We start from the raw sequence: 19,139 nt of genomic DNA, 5'->3' as shown, positions 1-19,139 counted from the left end.
TGGTTTAGCGTGGCCGAGAAGCCACCGCCGATCGCCGTTGACGCGATGCTGACGAACAAGGGGCTGACCGAGACCCGCTGAGGCCGGTCGGTGCCTAGGCTAGTCCTATCAATCGTTTACAGCGAAATCCGTCATTTTCCAGCCGGCATCATCCTTGGCGAAACTGTAGATGAGCTCGCCGCAGAAAGCAGAATAACTGACCTTACCCTCGTGGGTGTCCATGACGGGCTTCTGCTTGGCAAGACACTTCCGCTGCGCCGGTTTGAAAGCACCCTTCCAGATCACAGGGAAATCAGCCGCTTGTCGTAGATCTTGGTAAAGGATCGGATATTTGACCATCTGCGATACGGCCTGCTGGTCGCTCTTGCCGACGGCAGCATTGAATTGCGTCCAGAACGCTGCGAAACCGTCATCACTCCCCGCCTCCAGCGCCGATCCCGCCGATATCAGCAAACCAGCCACAAGCAGCCCTCTCCCGATCACCAATCCGATCGACTTCATCTTCGCACCTCCATGCAATACTTAAGCATTGTTCAATATGTCGCTGATTGCCTCACAAGGTTCAGAGCCGAAATTAGGATAGCTCAATGGCAAGAACGCCTAAGAGCGCGGCCTCCCCCCCGCAGACGGTCCTAAAATAAAAGCGTCACCACCACTCTCACGCTCAATGTAAGACGGCCTTTCTCAAGCGGGGGCGCATGGGAGAAAACCAAGGGGACGTTGCGGCCGTATAAAGCCAAGTCGCACGCCGGCATCCCGCCTCATTGAACTTCTTCCCGTTGAAAAGCACAAATAGAGCGAACGCTTGAAATCCAATCGAGAGATTTTGCAATGTTAGCTTTCAGAGCATCGATTTGTGCTGCCTTCACCGTAATTGGCCTATCCCTTTCGTTTGTCGGGCCCTCGTTTGCGATGGAAGATACCGAAACTGCTTTCAGCCTCACCATGCAGATGAAAGAATTCTATCGTTCGGGCAAATATTTGGAAGCGTTGCCGTTAGCTCAAAAAGCGTTGTCCCTTCGCGAGGCGGATCCCAACTCTAACGAGTCAGACACCGCTATGGCGCTGAATGACCTTGGAACCATCCACTACCAATTAGGCCAATACGCCGTGGCGGAACCGTTTTACAAGCGGTCGCTCGCTTTGCGCGAAAAGACGCTCGGTCCGGATCATGCGGAAATTGCCATGGTGCTCAACAATCTGGGCGACCTGTACCGCGCAGAGCAGCGATACGCGGAGGCAACGATATTCCTTAAACGGTCCATCTTGATCACCGAAAAATCGCGTGGCCCTGACGATCCGTCTATTGTCCTTGCGCTGAGCAATCTCGGTGCTGTCGCCAGCATGCAGGGCAACTATGCCCAGTCCGCGCCAATGTTCAAGCGAGGACTAGCCATACTGGAGAAGGCGAAAGGTCCCGACGATCCCGAAGCCACGGTGCTGATGAACAACCTGGCCGATGCTTACTTCCATCAACGGCGTTATGCTGATGCGGAGCGCTTGCTTAAACGGTCGATTGTGGTGAACGCGAAGGCTTTCGGCTCCAGCCATCCCGACATCGCACAGGCTCAGAACACTATGGCCGTGCTCTATTGGCGCCAAGGTCGAAAAGCCGATGCTGAGTCTCTGTTCAAGAAATCAATCGCCACGTTGGAAAGTTCACTAGGTCCGAGCCATCCAGATATTGCGGGGATTCTGATGAATCTTGCAGGTCTATATAAAGAGCAGGGTCGGTTTGAAGATGCACGGATATGCTTGAAACGGGTTGTGGCGGTACGCGACAAAACCGGATCGAATATCTAGGAGAAGCTGCTCGTGCGAACTGCGGTGTGCGAGGCTATGGACTGTTAACGCCGGTCGGGGTCCGCCTCCAGCGCGAGCGCATGGCTCAAGTAACAATTTTCAAGGAAAGTTCGCCGAGCGCGACCTTGAAAATATCCTGCCTAAAAAGGATGGGTTTCGCTGTGCTTTATCCATCATACGGACTGCGGACTACTTCAGACCGAACCACAGCGTCGCGATCCCCAAGAAAGCGAAGAAGCCGACCACGTCGGTCACGGTGGTCACGAATGTACCGGAGGCCACGGCCGGGTCGGCCTTGACGCGTTCGAGCACCATCGGGATCAGGATGCCGCCGAGTGCGCCGGCGATCAGATTGCAGATCATTGCAAGGCCGATGACGATGCCGAGACCGGGCGTCCTGAACCAGGCATAGGCGGCGATGCCGGTGATCACGGCAAAGGCCAGTCCGTTGATCAGGCCGACAAGGCCTTCGCGGATCACGATGCGCATGGCGTTGTTGGGATTGAGCTGCCGCGTCGCCAATGCGCGCACGGCGACCGTCATGGTCTGGGTTGCGGCATTGCCGCCCTGGCTGGCGACAATGGGCGCCAGCACAGCCAGCGCCACCATCTGCTGCAGCTGGTCCTCGAACAGGCCCAGCACCGACGACGCGATGAAGGCGGTGGCGAGATTGATCAGCAGCCAGGTAAAGCGACCCTTGGCGATGGTCCAGAAATTGTCCGACAGTTCTTCGTCCGACGTGACGCCGCCGAGCGCCTTGAGGTCCTCGTCGGCCTCCTCCTCGATGACGTCGACGACGTCGTCGATGGTGATGACGCCGACCAGCCGGTCATCAGTATCGACCACAGGCGCGGCGACAAGATTGTACTTGCCGAACATCCGCGCCACTTCCTCCTGATCGTCCAACACCGAGACGCGGCGGCGGTCCTCATCGATCAGATCAGCCAGCAGCACCGGACGGCGCGCGCGCAGCAGCGCGTCCAGCGACACTGCGCCCTGCCAGCGCTGATCGGCGCCGACGGAATAGATCTCGTAAAACCGGTCCGGCAGGTCCGGCGTTTCGCGCATATAGTCGATGACCTGACCGACATTCCAGTCCGGCGGGACCGCAATGAACTCGGTCTGCATCCGCCGGCCGGCGGAGTTTTCCGGGTAAGTGAGGCTCCGCTCCAGCGCCACGCGCTCGGACAGCGGCAGCTTCTCGAGAATCTCGTCCTGGACCTCCTCGTCGACGCCTTCGAGCAGTTCGACGGCATCGTCGGAATCGAGTTCGCGGACACCCTCGGCGACAGTTTCCGGCTCCAGTTCCTCGAGCAGTTCCTCGCGGACGGTGTCGTCAACTTCGTTCAGCGCCGAGAAGTCGAAATCCGTGCCGGTCAGCTCGATCAGGGGCGCGCGTTCGTCGGCATCGAGGGCTTCGATCAGATCGCCAAGATCGGCCTCATGGAGCTCGCCGACGATCTCCTTGAGGAATGCGGTATCGGCTACCTGAACCGCGTGCGAGATCGCCTCGACAAATTCCGGGCGGATGTCGCCTTCGGCATCGCGCATCGGCATCCTGTCGAGCGCCGACAATTCCTCGGGAGCGACCGATTGGGCGAGATCGACGTCATCGGCCATGCCGCACCTCGCCTGCTTGTTTGGGGGGTGACGGAGCTAGCGCTATCCTGTCGGAAATGCGCTAATCCATCTGTGAACGGAAGCTCGCATCAGGCATTACCCAATGCGCAATGCCTGATGCAATCGGAAAAATGCGGTGCGCCAAATCAGCGGCCGGGAAAGTGTCGTGAACGTGTTGAAGGCCGCCATTTTTGCCTTGATTGCTTCCACCATTGCCGCCCATGCCGAGGACTGCCCGCGCAAGGATACGCTGGGCACTGCGCGCGTTCTGACGGTCGATCCGAAGACCACTCCGCGGGTCGGAACGCAGAGTTTTCCGGACACGCTGCCGCTGGAAGACCGCGAGGTCGTGCTGACCTTCGACGATGGCCCGAATGCGCCGACCACGACGAAAATTCTCACGGCGCTGTCGCGCGAATGTGTTCGCGCGACCTTCTTCCTGATCGGCAACAGCGCGATGGCCAATGCGGCGCTGGTGAAGCGCATGGCAGCCGAGGGCCATACCATCGGCCATCACACCCTCGCCCATGCCGACCTCAAGAAGATCAGCAATGCGGCGGCCGTCGAACAGATCGACCGGGGCATCAGCGCCGACGAAATGGCGCTGAACGGCAAGGCCACCACCGTGCCGACCACGCCGTTCTTCCGGTTTCCCTATTTCGAGTCTACCCCGGCCCTGCTGGACATGCTGCAGTCCCGTCGGATCGCCGTATTCGGCGCGGATTTCTGGGCCAGCGACTGGAATCCCATGACCCCGCAGCAACAACTGGAGCTGATTACCGGCCGGCTGAAGGCCGCCGGGCGGGGAATCATCCTGTTTCACGACACCAAGGCGCAGACTGCCGCGATGCTGCCCGATTTCCTGCGCTATCTCCGGGAGAACCGCTACCGGGTCGTGCATATCGTGCCGCCGGCCGCAGGGTCCGCCCGCTCCAGTTCCCAGTAGAACGCGCGACCATCAGGATGCGGAAAATACCGTCGGCGGGCCGACATGATTAACATTGCGTTCACAGCCGCCCCGGTAACTTCACAGCCGACATCAAAGCGAGTGACGGATCGACCAATGAACAAGGCGACGACTGACCGGGCACGACGCCTTCTGTGCCTGAGCCTGCTCACCGGCCTGACCCTGTTCACCGCCGCCGCAGCCTCCACCACCAGCGCTTTGTCGGCCGAGGCGTGCCCGGGCAATCCCCGCGCGCTCGGCACTTCGCGCACCATAGTGGTCGATCCCCGCGAGCACCCCAAGATCGGCACCATGCAATATGCCGAGACGCTGCCGCTCCAGGACAAGGAGGTCGTGCTGACCTTCGACGACGGTCCGATCCCGAAACACTCGAACGCGATCCTCGATATCCTGGCCTCCGAATGCGTGAAGGCGACGTTCTTCATCATCGGCCGGATGGCGAAGGAGCATCCCGAAGGCGTACGCAAGTTGATCGCGCTCGGCCACACCGTCGGCACCCACAGCCAGAACCATCCCCTCAGCATGAACCGCATGCCGATCGAGAAGGCGCAGCAGGAAATCGAGGACGGCATCGCCAACACCACGGCGGCGCTCGGCGATCCCGCGCTGCTGTCGCCGTTCTTCCGCATTCCCGGCCTGCTGCGCGCCAGCGTCGTCGAGGACTATCTGGCCTCGCGCGGGATCCAGACCTGGAGCGCCGATTTCCCCGCCGACGACTGGCGCCATGTGTCGTCGCAGAAAGTCCATGACCTCGCGATCTCGCGCATCGCCGCCAAGGGCAAGGGCATCCTGTTGCTGCACGATATCCAGCCGCGCACCGTCGCCGCCCTGCCCGGCATCCTGCGCGACCTCAAGGCCGGCGGCTATCGCATCGTCCATGTCGAGGCGGCGACACCCGACAAGCCCAAGACGCCCACGGAGCCGCAGCAGTGGCAGTTGCATCCTGTGTCGGAGACCGTGGCCGTCACGCGCTGGCACAAGGTGCCGACATTCGCCTTTGCCCATGACGACATGCTGCCCGCGCCGGCGATCTCGGCATCCGACCAGATGCTGTCACTGACTGAGAATTTCGATCGCATGCGTCGGCCGCGCAATGCCGTGCCGCAGCCCGAACAGGCACCATGGCCCCGTGAAGCACCGCTGCAGACGATGACCGACACAGCCACATTACCGGTGCCGGCAAAGACCCTGTTCGAGCTCGCCGAACGTCACGGCAAGCCGATCAAGGCACTCGTGCAGCTACCACATCACGCACAACAGACGGCGCCTGCCCGCGGCAGCGATTCAGACGCGATTGCGAAACTGATCTCGCTCGATGCCAGCGCTGCCAAACGCACCATCCCCGGCGCCATTCCGCCCGGCCTGCATCCGACGGCAGTTGCCGCCCCGCACTGAGCGCGACGGGATCAGCTGACGATCTTGGCGATGCACAGCACCACGATGATGCCGAGGAACAGCAGGTCGATATAGGACTTCATCTCGCCGGCCTGGCGCTGCTCGACCACGTCCTTCACGACCGTCCTGCGTGTTGCCACGGCAGCCGGGCCCTCACCAGACAAGCCGCCGAGCCGGCGTGCTTCGAGTTCGAGCTTCTCGATCGCCTTGAAGAAGATGAAGGTGCGCAGCGCCGAGATCGCCCGCATACCCGCATAGGCCAGCACCAGCGCCGCCACGATGGCGCGCTGCTGGTAGGTGCCGACGAAATTCAGGCTGAAATAGACCAGCGCCAGGAAGGCAAAGTTGGAGATGAAACGATAGGCATAGCTCAGATATTTCATGTCCGCTCCGGAAGATCGACCGGCACGGGATGGTCGGCGCCGGGTTGCGGCACTGCTAGCGGTAGATCGTTACGGGAGCACTAAAACACAACGACAACTGCGATCGATCTTTCGATTTGGTTAAGCCAAGTCCGCTTTGCCCTGCAACACATCTATTTGAGCAGCGTGCATTCGCTTTCCGCTACGGGCCTGAATGCGTCCTCGCCCCGAACGGTCGAAAGGTACTGGTAGTAATCCCAGGGTCCTGTGGACTCCGATGGAGATTTAACCTGAAACAGATGCATGTCGCGCATAACGCGACCATCCTTGCGGATCTTGACGTCCTTGCTCATGAAATCGTTTACGGGCAGCGACTGCATCGTATCGGAGACGGCTGGTCCGGCGATCGAGTCCGCCTTCTGAACGGATTTCAGATAGTGAGTGACTGCGCTGTAAACGCCCGCCTGGATCATGTTGGGCTTCTTCTTGGCGAGCGCTTCGAAACGTTTGGAAAAGCGGCGCGTCTCGTCGTCCAGGTCCCAATAGAAGGCCTCGGCGATAACGATGCCTTGCGATGCCTTGAGTCCGAGACCATGCACGGTGTTGATGAGAAGAAGAAGGCCGCCAAGTCGCTGGCCTCCCTTCACGATGCCGAATTCATCAGCCTGCTTGATCGTGTTCAGCGAGTCATCGCCGGAATTGGCGAGACCGATGATCTTGGCACCGGATCCCTGTGCCTGCAGCAGAAAGGATGAGAAATCGGCCGTCCCGAGCGGATGCCTCACGCGGCCGAGCACCTTTCCGCCCAGCCGCTCGATGGCTATCGTTGCATCGCGCTCGAGCGCATGACCGAACGCATAATTGCTCGTGATGAAGAACCAGGTGTCGACGCCGGATTTCGCCATCGCTCTCGGCAGCGTATTGGCCAACGCATAGGTGTCGTAGGTCCAGTGAAAGCCGAGCGGTGAACAGGCCTTGCCGGTCAAGTCGGACGTCGCCGGGCCGGAGAACATGGCGATCTTTTGTTTCTCCCTGACGATATCCTGGATCACCAGCCCGGCGGCGGAGGTGCCACCGTCGACGATGGCGCTGACATTCTCGACGTCGATCCATCGGCGCGTGATCGCCGCTGCGATATCGGTCTTGTTCTGATGGTCGGCCGAGAGCAGCTCGATGCGACGCCCAAGCACCTTCTCTCCGAAGTCCTCAATTGCAAGGCGCGCCGCGATCACCGACCCCAGCCCGGTCACATCCGCGGTACTGCCCGACTGATCATTGAGAACGCCGATCCGAAGCGGCGCATCTTCAGCGCGGCCGTCGCCGAGCGTCGCAAAGGGCGCAACCAATGCAAGCGCCAGCAGTATGAAACAAGACCTTGAGCCTGGCATTCCACCTTCCCCTCACGACAGCCGACCTCGCCGATCGGCTCCCCCCGTCCAAAACGCGCTCGAAACCAGTCATGCAAAAACATGGCCGGATTCTCGAATGCCAGAGGTGGAGCGTGAAAGCTTGAACGTTATTGGATATTTCGCACGCGTAGGCCGGAGCGGCGCAAAGCGCTTGCGTCCCGCCGCGCCGTCCTCCTAAGCTCAAGCATGGCAATCGACGAGACTCTTCCCCGTGGCCTGAAACTGCACAATCTGGGTGGGATAGAGGTGGTCGCAGGACGATATCGCGACCATGTCCTGCCCCGGCACAGCCACGACGGACTGATGCTGTCGCTCTTGAGCGACGGCGTACAGGCGCTGCATTGCCGGGGCGTGACGCACTTCGCCGATGCGGGGAAAATTCTGGCGGTGCCTCCGCATGAAGTGCATGCGGCCGAACCAGGCGTTGAAGGTGGATGGTACTATCACACGATCACCATTCCATCGGACGTGCTCGAACGGCACCACCCTCAGGGCGCACGCTTTCTCTGCGAGACCGCAATTTGCGACGACGGCATGAAGCGCGTTCTGCAGACGCTGTTCCGCAGCTTCAATGGAGCACCCGTGCTTGCACAAGAGGAAGCGCTGCTTGACGTGCTGGAGCACTTTCTGACCCGACACACCCGCCTTCCGCAGAGGGCATCTCACAAACCGATCGAACTGCGCGCGGTCGAGACCTGCAAGGCATATCTCGCCGCCTATCTTCACCGCAACGTCACGCTCACCGAGCTTGCGCAACTTGCGCGGATAGATCGCTTTCTGTTGGTCAGGTGCTTTACGGGTATCGTCGGAATCCCCCCGCACGCCTGGCACATGCAACAGCGCCTTCACAGGAGTTTCGAAATGCTGTCCAAGGGACAAAGCGTGGCAGACGTTGCCGCTGCAACGGGGTTCGCGGACCAAGCCCATTTGACACGCGCCTTCAAGCGGGTGACCGGCATCACGCCCGGCCGGCTCAGGAAGGACCATCTTGCCTTTCAGTCGCAGCCGGCAACCAGCCGTCCGCGCATCGCGTGGCCGCTTCCCGGCCTGTAACGACTGACGGTCGCAGAGCAAGGACCGCACGGCCACCGTCGATCACGCAAGCCGTATTTCCTGGCTGGTCGGAAAGCCGTGAAGTCCGTTGCTGCCAAAGACCATCGCGTTGGACCGATACGGATCGCCCGACACCACGATCAGGATATGTTCCGCGCGCTCGACGATGGGCACCAGCCGGTTCGGATCGTCGCTTTCGGCGAAATGCGCGGCAGCAAGCCCGTCTTCGTGAAGTCGCCGCAGCGTTCTGCGTCCCGGAACGCAGTTGGAGTATTTGCCGATATAGGCTTCGAACTTCCAGGCGGGAATCCGGGCATGGCGATAAAGCCGTTCGCGAAGATCCTCGATATTGCTTCCGGCCTTCGCCAGCGTCTTGGCGACCATCGGACTGATCGCCACGAGCGGCCGGAGGGTGCCCGGCGCAAGGCCGGCCGTGAAACATAGTTCCCAACAGCTTTGACGGATCAAACCGTCAGCAAGATAGATCGCGATGTCTTCGGGATCGCGGCCGTAAATGGAGCCGACAACAGTGTCGCCCGTGAACCGTCCGACCGTCACAACACTGGCGCCCTTTGCGAAGCCCTGGCGCCCTGCGAATGTCGTCCAGCCCAGCTTTGCGACTTCCAGCTCATGCTCGGCGAGAACCACGCGGGCGGAATGGCCGAACGTGCATTTGTCGCCCTCTCCCGGCCGCAGCCCGACAACATTGCGCAGGAAGAGACGCAGGAACCGTCCCACCGTGGTGTTGGCCCTGCTCCCTTCACGCAGCGCGCCGTTTTCGCAATTGAACCCGAGCGCTTCAATGACCGGACCACAGAGCACGATCAGCGGATCGCCGCCCGTCGTGTCGCCGCTGTGCTCGACCCCGAAGGCAGGGCTGGCCATGATCTCGGCGATGGCGACCAGGACCGGCATATAGTCTGGCGCACACCCGGCCATGACGCCATTGACCGCTACATTCCAGATCGTCACGCCGGATCCGGATGGCTGGACACAACCGATCAGCCTGTCCGGCGGATAGGACGTAAACTTCAAGAACTCTGCCACCGCGTCACGTGTCGGCGGAACGACCGGCAGGCCGTCGGACCAGCCTTCGACCCGATAGATCTCGTTGATCTCTTTGAAGTCGCCCGTCGCCACGATCTCGGTCGGCGAATATATCCCGGCCGCTTTTCCCTGCGGCGCCGGCTGTGCAGTCAGACATGTCACGACGGCATTCGCCGTGTGGGACAACACCATGTCACGCAATTCGGCATTGCTCAGGCTGTCGACATATCCTGGCATCTCCACCACAGGCAGCCAGGCGCAACCAAGACCCGGAGATACTGCACGGGCCTGTCCGGCAAAGCCCTCGCACACCAGCGAGGCTGTTGGAATGCCGGCTTTCTCGATTGCGGCACTGGCACGCATGACCGCCGGCGTGCATGCGCCGCAGCAGCCGATGCCGGATATCACCACATCGACGCCATGTTCAGCGAGCTTGCCGGGCAGTTCGGCGAGCACCTGGCGATCATTGCCGCCGAGTGTATTGCCGAACTTCTCGTAGCTCACGAAGGTTGCGCCCGGACAGGCTTCGCCCAGAGCTTCCTCCAGAAGCGCAAAGATCTCATCGCCGCGAAAGAGGTAGTCCCAGACGAAAGCGATCCGGCGGCCTGCAAGGGTCGCGGGGCGGTTCGCTGGATAAAACATCTCGATCGAAGGCGCCCCTCCCGGCGAGACCGTTCGATAAGGCGTCGCTGTCATCATCCGATGCTTCCTTGCACTGACCTGTTGCAAGGACCTTGCTCGGAGCGGGCGTGCGAATATTGAATGATGTTGGATAAGTTTCGTTATCTTGCGCGCGTCCGGGCACAAACCCGTCAACGGGCACGGCCGGCCGGTGCATCGCAACCTTGACAGAGGAACCTGCTTCGCCGTAACCAGCCGCTTGCAGGGTATCTCCCAGCCGTAAGCGTTAACGTCACTCAACGTGCTCAGCTCCGGACAGCCCCAACGTGGCTGGCCGCCTCGAAAGCACGTCGACATGAACCAGAACGCTCCTCCAAAATTCAAAGCTGCGTCCAGACCTGCGCCTCTCAGCCGCGACGACCGCAAGAGCCTGATCAAGCAGGTGCTGATCGTCTTTTTCGGCTTCCTCTCGGTCGGCCTGCCGCTGCCGCCGATCTCGCTCTACATCCATGACCAGCTCGGCTTCTCGGCCGGCGTGATCGGCTTCGCCATCGGCATCCAGTCGGTGGTGACCGTGCTCACCCGCCACCGCGCCGGCACGCTGAGCGATCATCACGGCGCGCGCTACGCGATCCGGCTCGGCCTGCCGCTCTCAGCGCTGGCCGGCCTGTTCTATCTGCTTGCTGCCACCCTGCCGCTGCCGGCCGAAGGCAAGCTCACGCTGCTGCTGATCGGCCGCGTCGCGCTCGGCTTTGGCGAAAGCCTGTTCATCACCGGCGCCATGAGCTGGTGCATCGGACGGCTCGGCCCGCATCGCACAGGTCTGGTGATGTCGTGGCAGGGCATTGCCATGTATTCGGCGATTGGATTGGGCGCACCGATCGGCCTCGCGGTCTATGCATCGATCGGCTTTGCCGGCGTCGGCGTGCTGGCGGCGATCTCGCCACTGATCGCACTGGGGATTGCCTACGCCATCCCTGATGTGCCTGTGTCGGGCAGCACCGAACGCACGCCGTTCTACAAGGTGATCGGACTAATCTGGCGTTCAGGCACGGTCCTGTTTCTGGCCACCGTTCCCTTCGCGGGGATCACCGGCTTTCTCGCCCTGACCTATGTCGAACGCGGCTGGTCCGGCGCCGGCATCGCGCTCGCCGCCTTCTCGACCGGATTCATCTTCGTGCGCCTGGTCGGCAGCCACCTGCCCGATCGGTTCGGCGGCGCGCGCGTCGCGATGACGTCGCTGGCCATCGAGGCGCTCGGCCAGGCGCTGATCTGGCTGTCGACGAATCCGATGCTCGCACTGCTCGGCGCACTAGTCACCGGCATCGGCTTCTCGCTGATCTTTCCCTCGATGGGCGTCGAGGCCACGCGCCGCGTGCCCATCGAACAGCGCGGCCGCGCCGTGGCGAATTTCATCGCCTTCTTCGATCTGGCGATCGGTCTGACCGCACCGGTGGTGGGATATGCGGCGGGGCTGTTCGGGTACGGGACGGCGTTTCTGATCGGCGCCGTCGCAGCGATCTGCGCCCTGGTGCTCGCAGCGAGCGGGTAAGGCCCGTAGCTCTCTGGCCACCTCAATAATGATACCGGCACTGAACGATATCGAGCTGCTGCGTCTCGCCTTTGCCGGTGACCCGGCAGACCAGCCGGTGTTTACCGGTGATGCGCAGCGCGATTGATTGCACCCCATCCATTACTTTTTGCTGGCGGCTATGTAATCTATAGATTACAATCCCCACATGGTAGAAATTCGCGAAGCACCCGAATTCACCAACTGGCTAGCTGCTCTGAAAGGCCAGCGCGCCATTCTGCATATCGTTCGCAGGATCAACCGTCTCGCAGCGGGCAACCCCGGGGATACCAAGTCAGTCGGCGGACCAGTGATGGAACTCCGGATCGATCACGGGCCGGGCTATCGCGTCTATTACACCCGGCGCGGCCAAGTGCTCGTCATTCTGCTCTGCGGCGGCGACAAGCGACGCAGAGCAAAGACATACGAAAGGCCATCGAAGTGGCGGAAGCATTGGAGGACTGAACATGAAAGTCAGTAAACTCAAAAAGTTCGACGCTGCCGAGCATCTTCGGACCCCCGAGTCGCGCGCCGAATACCTCAGCCTGGTTCTCGCCGATGGCGATCCCAACGAAGTCCGCGATGCCCTGAATGTCGTAGCGCGCGCACAGGGCATGGCCGAGGTCGCAAAGGCGGCGGGCGTTACCCGCGAGGGGCTCTACAAAACGCTCGGCGAGACCGGAAATCCGGAATTCGCGACTATCCTCCGCGTGATCGGAGCTATGGGAATGCAGCTGACGGCACACGCAGCGGCTAGCCAAGAGCCCGCGTCTGGCGGCAACGCAACAGTCCGCCCGGCGCCGCGAACTTAACCCGTTTAGCAAGATCCGCCGTCAAACTCTTGGATTTATTGAGGTCTGTGGTGCGCTCGGAGGGACTCGAACCCCCACCCTGTTACGGACTGCCACCTCAAGGCAGCGCGTCTACCAATTCCGCCACGAGCGCTAAAGAAATCCGGCGAGGGCAAATCGCCCGGCCGGATCAACCGGCGCCGATGTAACAAACCAATGATGGGGAGACAAGGCCTCTTGGCCTCTCCGGGTCACCTATCTGTGGTCAGGCGACCGGGGCAGCATCTGCTTGACCTCGACCGCAATCCGGTTGCGATCGACCATCACCACGCCTGACGCGACAGGCAGGTTATTGGCGAGGATTTTGACCTCGTCCTGCTCTGTGGCATCCAGTTCGATGATGGCGCCGCGGCTCAGCCGCATCACCTGATGGACGGGCATCGACGTGGTGCCGAGAACCACCATGATATCGACGGTAATTTTATCGAGGGTTGGCACGTCGGCCTCAAATTCCCAGATGCAGGATCGCACAGATGCAAGATTGCGGTGCCTGTGAGATCAACATGTTATGGTTAGCCAATGGTTAATGACCGCCAAACCCTCGATTTGACAGTGTTTTCGCGAGGCCTCGCTGGCCGGCCGGTGGAATGGCGGGTATCCGATGCCCCGATTCCCTATCCCGAGGCCGTCGCTGAGATGGAAGCCCGGGCTGCGGCCATTGCCGACGGCACCGCGCCGGAACTGGTCTGGCTGCTGGAACACCCCCCGCTCTATACGTCCGGCACGTCAGGCAAGGCGGACGACCTGCTGGATGCCCGGTATCCGGTGTTCGAGACCGGCCGCGGCGGCCAGGTGACCTATCACGGCCCCGGTCAGCGGGTGGCCTATGTGATGCTCGACCTCAAGGCGCGCCGGCCCGACGTTCGGGCCTATGTGGCGGCACTGGAAGACCTGATCATCCGGACGCTGGACGCCTTCAACGTGAAGGGCGAACGGCGCGAGAACCGGGTCGGGGTCTGGGTCACCCGGCCCGACAAGGGCACAGGATATGAAGACAAGATCGCCGCCATCGGCGTGCGGCTCAAGCGCTGGGTCTCGTTCCATGGCATCGCCATCAATGTGGAACCGGACCTCGCGCATTTCGACGCCATCGTGCCCTGCGGCGTGGTCGATCCGCGTTACGGCGTCACCAGTCTGGTCGATCTCGGCTTGCCCGTTAGCATGACCGATGTGGACGTGGCGATGCGGCAGGCGTTCGGGGAAGTGTTTGGCGAGGCAGAGCAGTTCGCGGCGGAAACGGCGGTCTGAGCGACGCGATCGAAATTACAGCGTCGGCAATTGCGAGAAAACCTCGCCGTTAACGCGTAGGGCAAGCATGTCGGGCGTGGCATCGCTCACCACGACACTATCGACACGCGCGGCCGCTGGACCACGGCGGCACGCCTCGATCATGTCAGTGACAATATCGGCGGGTCCCGCAAACACAGCTTCCACGCTGTTATCGCGGCGGTTGCGCACCCAGCCTTCGAGGCCGAGCAACGAGGCTTGTTGGCCGGCCCAGTAGCGATAACCAACGCCCTGCACGCGGCCGAGGATCATCACGTGACGGATCACGCCGGTCATTTATTTCTTGAGTCCCAGGAAATCGATGCCGCGCTGTTTCACGACGGCACCGCGGGTGACGCTGTCCATCAACTCGCTTGAGGCAAGATTCTTCAGCTCCTTCGGCCCCGCACCTTCGCGTACTGCTTTAAGAGTCGCATGGACGGCGGCGGTCGCCGCGGAGATCGGCGCATGGCCCTGAATGGCGATGCGGACGCGCTGGGCGCTGAGGAAATCCCAATCCATGTCGTCGGTGGGGTTGCCGAGCACGATCGGCAGCGTGGTCGCCGCAGCCGCTGCCTGCAATTCGGCGCGCGACTTCAGACCGGTGAACATCACTGCATCGACGCCGGCGGCTTCATAGGATTTGGCACGCGCAATCGCGTCATCCACGGAAGTGATCGATGCAGCACCAGTACGCCCCACAATTACCAGCGCCGGATCCTGTCGCGCATTCAGTGCAGCCTTGACTTTGCCGAGCCCCTCTTCCGGAGAGATCAGCTGCGCCTTCGCTTCGCCAAAGGCGGCGGGCAGCAGCGTGTCCTCGATGGTCAGGCCGGCGGCGCCAGCGGCTTCCAGTTCTTCCACCGTACGGCGGACATTGAGCGCATTGCCATAGCCGTGATCGGCATCGACCAGCACCGGCAGCGAGCCGGCGCGCGACATCCGCCGCATCTGCTCGGTGAGTTCGGACAGCGTGATCAGCGCGATGTCGGGATCGCCGAGAATGGCGAGCGACGCCGCCGAGCCGCCGAACATGCCGACCTCGAAGCCGAGGTCCTCGGCGATACGCACCGAGATCGCGTCATAGACCGATCCCGGACGCATGCAGCGATCGCCGGACAGGATCGCCCGGAGCCCGTAACGGCGTTGCCGGAAGGTCGTCACGCGAATTCAAGAATGAGCGCATCCACCGCCAGCGTTGCGCCAGCAGCGGCATGGATTTTCTTGACGGTGCCGTCGCGTTCAGCGCGGAGCACGTTCTGCATCTTCATCGCCTCCACAACGGCGAGGGTCTCGCCGGCCTTGACGTCCTGACCTTCGGTCACGGCAATCGAGACGACGAGGCCCGGCATCGGGCACAGCAGCTTCTTGCCGGTGTCGGCCTTGACGCCCACCGGCATCAGGCGCGCAGCGGTAGCCTCCGCCTCGGTGAAGACATTGACCGCGACTTCATAACCCTGATGCGCGATGCGGATGCCCGACGTCTGAGGGCGCACCTGCATGGCGACGTTATGGCCATCGATGGTGCCTTCCCAGACCGGCACGCCCGGCTTCCAGGACGACGAGAGCTTATGCGGCGCACCCGTCTTGCCGTCAGCACCGACGAAGGCCACCGTCACGACATCGCCGTCACGGGCCACGTCGAGCGCGATCTCCTCGCGCTCCAGCCACACGGCGCGGCGACCCGCACGGGTCACCGGACGGCCGATCAACTGGCCGGAAATCTGCCGCTTGCGTTCGCCGTAGATGGAGTCGACGGCCGCGGCCACCGCGGCGATACGGCGGGCGACTTCGCCCTCCGGCGCCCTGGCGGCGAAGCCCTTCGGGAATTCCTCGGCGATGAAGCCGGTGGAGAGATTGCCCTCGCGCCAGCGCGGATGGCTCATCAGCGCCGACAGGAACGGAATATTGTGTCTGATACCGTCGATATAGAAGGCGTCGAGCGCATGAGACTGCGCCTCGATGGCGGCGGCGCGCGACGGGGCGTGGGTGACAAGCTTGGCGATCATCGGATCGTAATAGATCGAGATCTCGCCGCCCTCCTGCACACCGGTGTCGTTGCGCACGGTGATGTTGTCGGACTTGCTCTCGGCCGGCGGACGATACTTCACGAGACGACCGATGGACGGCAGAAAGTTGCGGAACGGATCTTCCGCATAGACGCGGGACTCCACGGCCCAGCCGGTCAGCGTGACGTCCTTCTGCGCAAGCTGCAGCTTCTCGCCGGCGGCAACGCGGATCATCTGCTCGACGAGATCGACGCCGGTGACGAGTTCAGTCACGGGATGTTCGACCTGCAGGCGGGTGTTCATTTCGAGGAAGTAGAAGCTCTTGTCCTGGCCGGCGACGAATTCCACCGTGCCGGCGCTGTCGTAATTCACGGCCTTGGCCAGCGCCACGGCCTGCTCGCCCATCTTGCGACGGGTGGTCTCGTCGAGCAGCGGCGACGGCGCCTCCTCGATGACCTTCTGGTTGCGGCGCTGGATCGAACATTCGCGCTCACCGAGATAGATCACGTTGCCGTGCTTGTCGCCGAGCACCTGGATTTCGATATGGCGGGGATCGACGATGAACTTCTCGATGAAGACGCGGTCGTCGCCGAACGACGACTTCGCCTCGGCCTTGGCAAGGTTAAAACCCTCGACCACTTCCGAAGTCGAATGCGCGATGCGCATGCCCTTGCCGCCGCCGCCAGCGGACGCCTTGATCATCACGGGATAGCCGATCTCGTCGGCGATCTTCACGGCGTGCTTGTCGTCGGTGATGACGCCGAGATAGCCCGGCACCGTCGAGACATTGGCCTTGGCCGCAGCCTTCTTGGATTCGATCTTGTCGCCCATGGCGGCGATGGCGCCGGGATTGGGGCCGATGAACACGATACCGGCGGCCTCCAGCGCGCGTGGGAAGGCTTCTCGCTCGGACAGGAAGCCGTAGCCGGGATGCACGGCTTCGGCGCCGGTCTGCTTGCAGGCCTCGACGATCTTCTCGATCAGGAGATAGCTCTCAGCCGCGGCCGGAGGTCCGATGAACACAGCCTCGTCGGCCATCTCGACATGCAGCGCATCGCGATCGGCTTCGGAATAGACGGCGACGGTCTTGATACCCATCTTGCGGGCGGACTTGATGACCCGGCAGGCGATCTCGCCGCGATTGGCGATCAGAATTTTTTTGAACATGAGCTGTCTTACTTGCAACCTTGAGGCGGGATCGGAAAGATGGGGTCGACGGTACAATGTGGCATGGCGCCGCAGTCGTAACAATTCTGTCGCGGACAAAAACTAGAGAAGACGTCTGGACCGGATCGGCCGAGTTCTTTCGAAGCGAGGTTTTTCATGCGCTGCGCCACCATCCTCTCCCTCAGTCTTACTTTTATATCCGCAACAACGGCTTTCGCCCAAAACAGCCCTCCCCGCAACCTCATTTTGTTCGTACCTGATGGGCTCCGGGCGCTGAAAGTGACGCCGGAAACGGCGCCTGCGATGTCCGCAGTGCGGGATAAAGGCGTCAATTTCCGGAACTCGCATTCGCTGTTTCCGACCTTCACCATGGCCAATGCGTCGGGCATGGCGTCCGGCCATTATCTCGGTGATACCGGCGTGTTCTCGAACTCGATCTATACCGGCCATCCGACCCCGGTGCAGAACAACAGCCCGATCCCCTTCATCGAACACGACCAGGTGCTGGGCGACCTCGACGAGCAATTCAACGGCGACTACCTCAATGAGGAAACGCTGCTGAAGGCCGCGCGCAAGGCCGGCTATTCCACCGCCGCGATCGGCAAGGTCGGCCCGACGCTGATGTTCGATCACACCGAACGCACCGGCAAGGAGACGATCACCATCGACGACCAGACCGGCGGCATCGACAAATCAGGCAAGCTGCTCGGCATTCCCCTATCGGACGAGATGAAGGACGCTTTGGCCAAGGCAGGTTTGGCGGTGGAAACACCGGGTCGCGGTGACAATGGCAAGGCGGGCGACGCCAAGACGCCCGGCACCACGGAAGCCAATATCAAGCAGCAGGCCTATATGGCCGACGTCGCGAGCAAAGTGGTGCTGCCGATGTTCAAGGCACGCAACAAGCCGTTCGTGCTCATCTTCTGGTCGCGCGATCCCGACGGCACCCAGCACAATCAGGGTGACAGTCTCAACAAGGTGACGCCCGGCATCAACGGCCCCTCGTCGCTCGCCTCGATCAAGAACGCCGACGACAATCTCGCGCAGCTGCGCAAGACCCTCGACGATCTCGGCCTCGCCGCCACTACCAACATCATGATCTCGGCGGATCACGGCTTCTCAACGATCTCCAAGGAGAGCAAGACCTCGGCGACCATCAAGGGCACTTATGCGGATACGCCGGAAGGCTTCCTGCCGCTGGGCTTCCTGGCCATCGATCTCGCCAAGTCGCTCGACCTGCCGCTGCTCGACCCCAACGACAAATTCGCCGCCATTGCCGACAATGCGTATCCGAAGGCCGGCAACGCCTATATTGGCAAGGACAAGGATAAGCCCGAGCTGATCATCGCCACCAATGGCGGCTCCGACCTGATCTATCTGCCGACCGGCGACAAGGACCTCGCCGACCGCACCGTAAAGGCGCTGCTGAAACAGGATTACGTCAGCGGCATCTTCGTTGAGGACTCGCTGGGCTCCTTCCCCGGCGCGCTGCCGCTGTCGTCGATCAACCTGTCCGGCAAGGCTGTCACGCCGCATCCCGCGATCGTCGTCTCCTTCCGCTCCTATTCGGAGGGCTGCGAAGAGCCGGCGGCGTGCCAGGTCGAGGTCGCCGACACCGTGCTGCGTCAGGGCCAGGGCATGCATGGTTCGTTCGGGCGCGGCGATACCCACAACTTTATGGCGGCGATCGGTCCGGACTTCAAAGCCGGCTTCGTCGATCCCCTGCCCGTCAGCAATGCCGATACCGGCATGACTGCCGCGCATCTGCTCGGCCTCAAGCGCGAGTCCAAAGGCAGCCTGATCGGCCGCGTGATGAGTGAAGCGACGGTGACTGGCGAGACGCCGACGGCAACGACCGACGTGATGCGTTCGGCGCCCGACGATCAGGGTCTGGTCACGGTGCTGCAACTGCAGAAGGTCGGCGAGCACAAATATTTCGATGTCGCCGGTTTCCCCGGCCGGACTGTCGGTCTCGACGCGAAGTAAGGATAGCTCCAAC

18 protein-coding genes and 1 tRNA gene are annotated in these 19,139 nt (G+C 61.8%); 9 read left to right on the top strand and 10 right to left on the bottom strand.

Features of this window, described 5'->3' with window-relative positions:
- Positions 1-108 precede the first annotated feature (108 nt).
- A complete protein-coding gene (locus CHC01_RS26015) occupies positions 109-501 on the bottom strand; it encodes a hypothetical protein (RefSeq protein WP_089267237.1) in 393 nt (130 codons plus the stop codon).
- A 411-nt stretch (positions 502-912) separates the two neighbouring features.
- On the opposite strand from CHC01_RS26015, the gene CHC01_RS26010 reads away from it, so the two are divergent.
- Positions 913-1,803 (top strand): tetratricopeptide repeat protein, encoded by an 891-nt coding sequence (locus CHC01_RS26010; protein WP_244558524.1) that lies wholly within the window; start codon positions 913-915, stop codon positions 1,801-1,803.
- A gap of 189 nt (positions 1,804-1,992) precedes the next feature.
- Here CHC01_RS26010 and mgtE read toward each other — a convergent pair whose 3' ends face one another.
- On the bottom strand, positions 1,993-3,423 hold the full coding sequence (gene mgtE / locus CHC01_RS26005; protein ID WP_089267235.1) for a magnesium transporter: 1,431 nt from the start codon (positions 3,421-3,423) through the stop codon (positions 1,993-1,995).
- A gap of 172 nt (positions 3,424-3,595) precedes the next feature.
- On the opposite strand from mgtE, the gene CHC01_RS26000 reads away from it, so the two are divergent.
- Together CHC01_RS26000 and CHC01_RS25995 are read left to right on the top strand one after the other, a co-directional pair.
- The gene (locus CHC01_RS26000; protein WP_089267329.1) at positions 3,596-4,369 is read left to right on the top strand and encodes a polysaccharide deacetylase family protein; all 774 of its coding nucleotides are present in this window, start codon (positions 3,596-3,598) and stop codon (positions 4,367-4,369) included.
- A gap of 117 nt (positions 4,370-4,486) precedes the next feature.
- The gene (locus CHC01_RS25995; RefSeq protein WP_089267234.1) at positions 4,487-5,785 is read left to right on the top strand and encodes a polysaccharide deacetylase family protein; all 1,299 of its coding nucleotides are present in this window, start codon (positions 4,487-4,489) and stop codon (positions 5,783-5,785) included.
- Between the two features lie 11 nt (positions 5,786-5,796).
- On the opposite strand, the gene CHC01_RS25990 is transcribed toward CHC01_RS25995, so the two are convergent.
- Both CHC01_RS25990 and CHC01_RS25985 read right to left on the bottom strand, forming a co-directional pair.
- A complete protein-coding gene (locus tag CHC01_RS25990) occupies positions 5,797-6,168 on the bottom strand; it encodes a hypothetical protein (RefSeq protein ID WP_089267233.1) in 372 nt (123 codons plus the stop codon).
- A gap of 152 nt (positions 6,169-6,320) precedes the next feature.
- Complete coding sequence (locus CHC01_RS25985) at positions 6,321-7,535, bottom strand: ABC transporter substrate-binding protein (protein WP_089267232.1); 1,215 nt, start codon at positions 7,533-7,535, stop codon at positions 6,321-6,323.
- Between the two features lie 207 nt (positions 7,536-7,742).
- Between CHC01_RS25985 and CHC01_RS25980 the strand changes: the two genes are divergently transcribed.
- On the top strand, positions 7,743-8,609 hold the full coding sequence (locus tag CHC01_RS25980; RefSeq protein WP_089267231.1) for a helix-turn-helix domain-containing protein: 867 nt from the start codon (positions 7,743-7,745) through the stop codon (positions 8,607-8,609).
- 42 nt (positions 8,610-8,651) lie between these two features.
- Here the strand turns inward: CHC01_RS25980 and CHC01_RS25975 are convergent, their stop codons facing one another.
- Positions 8,652-10,298: a UGSC family (seleno)protein gene (locus CHC01_RS25975; protein WP_141137167.1), complete on the bottom strand. Its 1,647-nt coding sequence runs from the start codon at positions 10,296-10,298 to the stop codon at positions 8,652-8,654.
- A gap of 334 nt (positions 10,299-10,632) precedes the next feature.
- On the opposite strand from CHC01_RS25975, the gene CHC01_RS25970 reads away from it, so the two are divergent.
- The 3 genes from CHC01_RS25970 (at position 10,633) to CHC01_RS25955 (ending at position 12,659) form a co-directional block, all read left to right on the top strand.
- A complete protein-coding gene (locus CHC01_RS25970; RefSeq protein WP_089267229.1) occupies positions 10,633-11,829 on the top strand; it encodes an MFS transporter in 1,197 nt (398 codons plus the stop codon).
- Between the two features lie 187 nt (positions 11,830-12,016).
- Positions 12,017-12,328: a type II toxin-antitoxin system RelE/ParE family toxin gene (locus CHC01_RS25960; protein ID WP_176454710.1), complete on the top strand. Its 312-nt coding sequence runs from the start codon at positions 12,017-12,019 to the stop codon at positions 12,326-12,328.
- Positions 12,315-12,659: an addiction module antidote protein gene (locus CHC01_RS25955; RefSeq protein ID WP_089267228.1), complete on the top strand. Its 345-nt coding sequence runs from the start codon at positions 12,315-12,317 to the stop codon at positions 12,657-12,659. Before CHC01_RS25960 ends, CHC01_RS25955 begins: the two co-directional genes overlap by 14 nt.
- A 48-nt stretch (positions 12,660-12,707) precedes the next feature.
- Here the strand turns inward: CHC01_RS25955 and CHC01_RS25950 are convergent.
- Both CHC01_RS25950 and CHC01_RS25945 read right to left on the bottom strand, forming a co-directional pair.
- A tRNA-Leu gene (locus tag CHC01_RS25950) sits at positions 12,708-12,792 on the bottom strand.
- A gap of 101 nt (positions 12,793-12,893) precedes the next feature.
- The gene (locus CHC01_RS25945) at positions 12,894-13,136 is read right to left on the bottom strand and encodes a FliM/FliN family flagellar motor switch protein (RefSeq protein ID WP_068730739.1); all 243 of its coding nucleotides are present in this window, start codon (positions 13,134-13,136) and stop codon (positions 12,894-12,896) included.
- Positions 13,137-13,217: 81 nt separating this feature from the next.
- Here CHC01_RS25945 and lipB point away from each other — a divergent pair, with 81 nt between their 5' ends.
- Positions 13,218-13,946, top strand: a complete 729-nt coding sequence (lipB, locus tag CHC01_RS25940) for a lipoyl(octanoyl) transferase LipB (RefSeq protein WP_089267227.1) — start codon at positions 13,218-13,220, stop codon at positions 13,944-13,946.
- Positions 13,947-13,961: 15 nt separating this feature from the next.
- On the opposite strand, the gene CHC01_RS25935 is transcribed toward lipB, so the two are convergent.
- The 3 genes from CHC01_RS25935 to CHC01_RS25925 are packed head-to-tail and all read right to left on the bottom strand — an operon-like array spanning position 13,962 to position 17,140.
- On the bottom strand, positions 13,962-14,261 hold the full coding sequence (locus CHC01_RS25935; protein ID WP_089267226.1) for an acylphosphatase: 300 nt from the start codon (positions 14,259-14,261) through the stop codon (positions 13,962-13,964).
- Positions 14,262-15,068, bottom strand: a complete 807-nt coding sequence (locus CHC01_RS25930; protein WP_089267328.1) for an isocitrate lyase/PEP mutase family protein — start codon at positions 15,066-15,068, stop codon at positions 14,262-14,264.
- A 56-nt stretch (positions 15,069-15,124) separates the two neighbouring features.
- Positions 15,125-17,140, bottom strand: a complete 2,016-nt coding sequence (locus tag CHC01_RS25925; protein ID WP_089267225.1) for an acetyl-CoA carboxylase biotin carboxylase subunit — start codon at positions 17,138-17,140, stop codon at positions 15,125-15,127.
- A 156-nt stretch (positions 17,141-17,296) separates the two neighbouring features.
- Here CHC01_RS25925 and CHC01_RS25920 point away from each other — a divergent pair, with 156 nt between their 5' ends.
- Positions 17,297-19,126 carry an alkaline phosphatase family protein gene (locus CHC01_RS25920; RefSeq protein ID WP_089267224.1) on the top strand — a complete coding sequence of 610 codons (1,830 nt, stop codon included), beginning with the start codon at positions 17,297-17,299 and terminating at the stop codon, positions 19,124-19,126.
- The last annotated feature ends 13 nt before the right edge of the window (positions 19,127-19,139 follow it).

The sequence above is a fragment of the Tardiphaga sp. OK246 genome, assembly GCF_900188215.1.
Lineage (GTDB): Bacteria > Pseudomonadota > Alphaproteobacteria > Rhizobiales > Xanthobacteraceae > Tardiphaga > Tardiphaga robiniae.
Note: the sequence above shows the minus strand (reverse complement) of the source record. Positions and strands in the feature narration are given on the sequence as shown.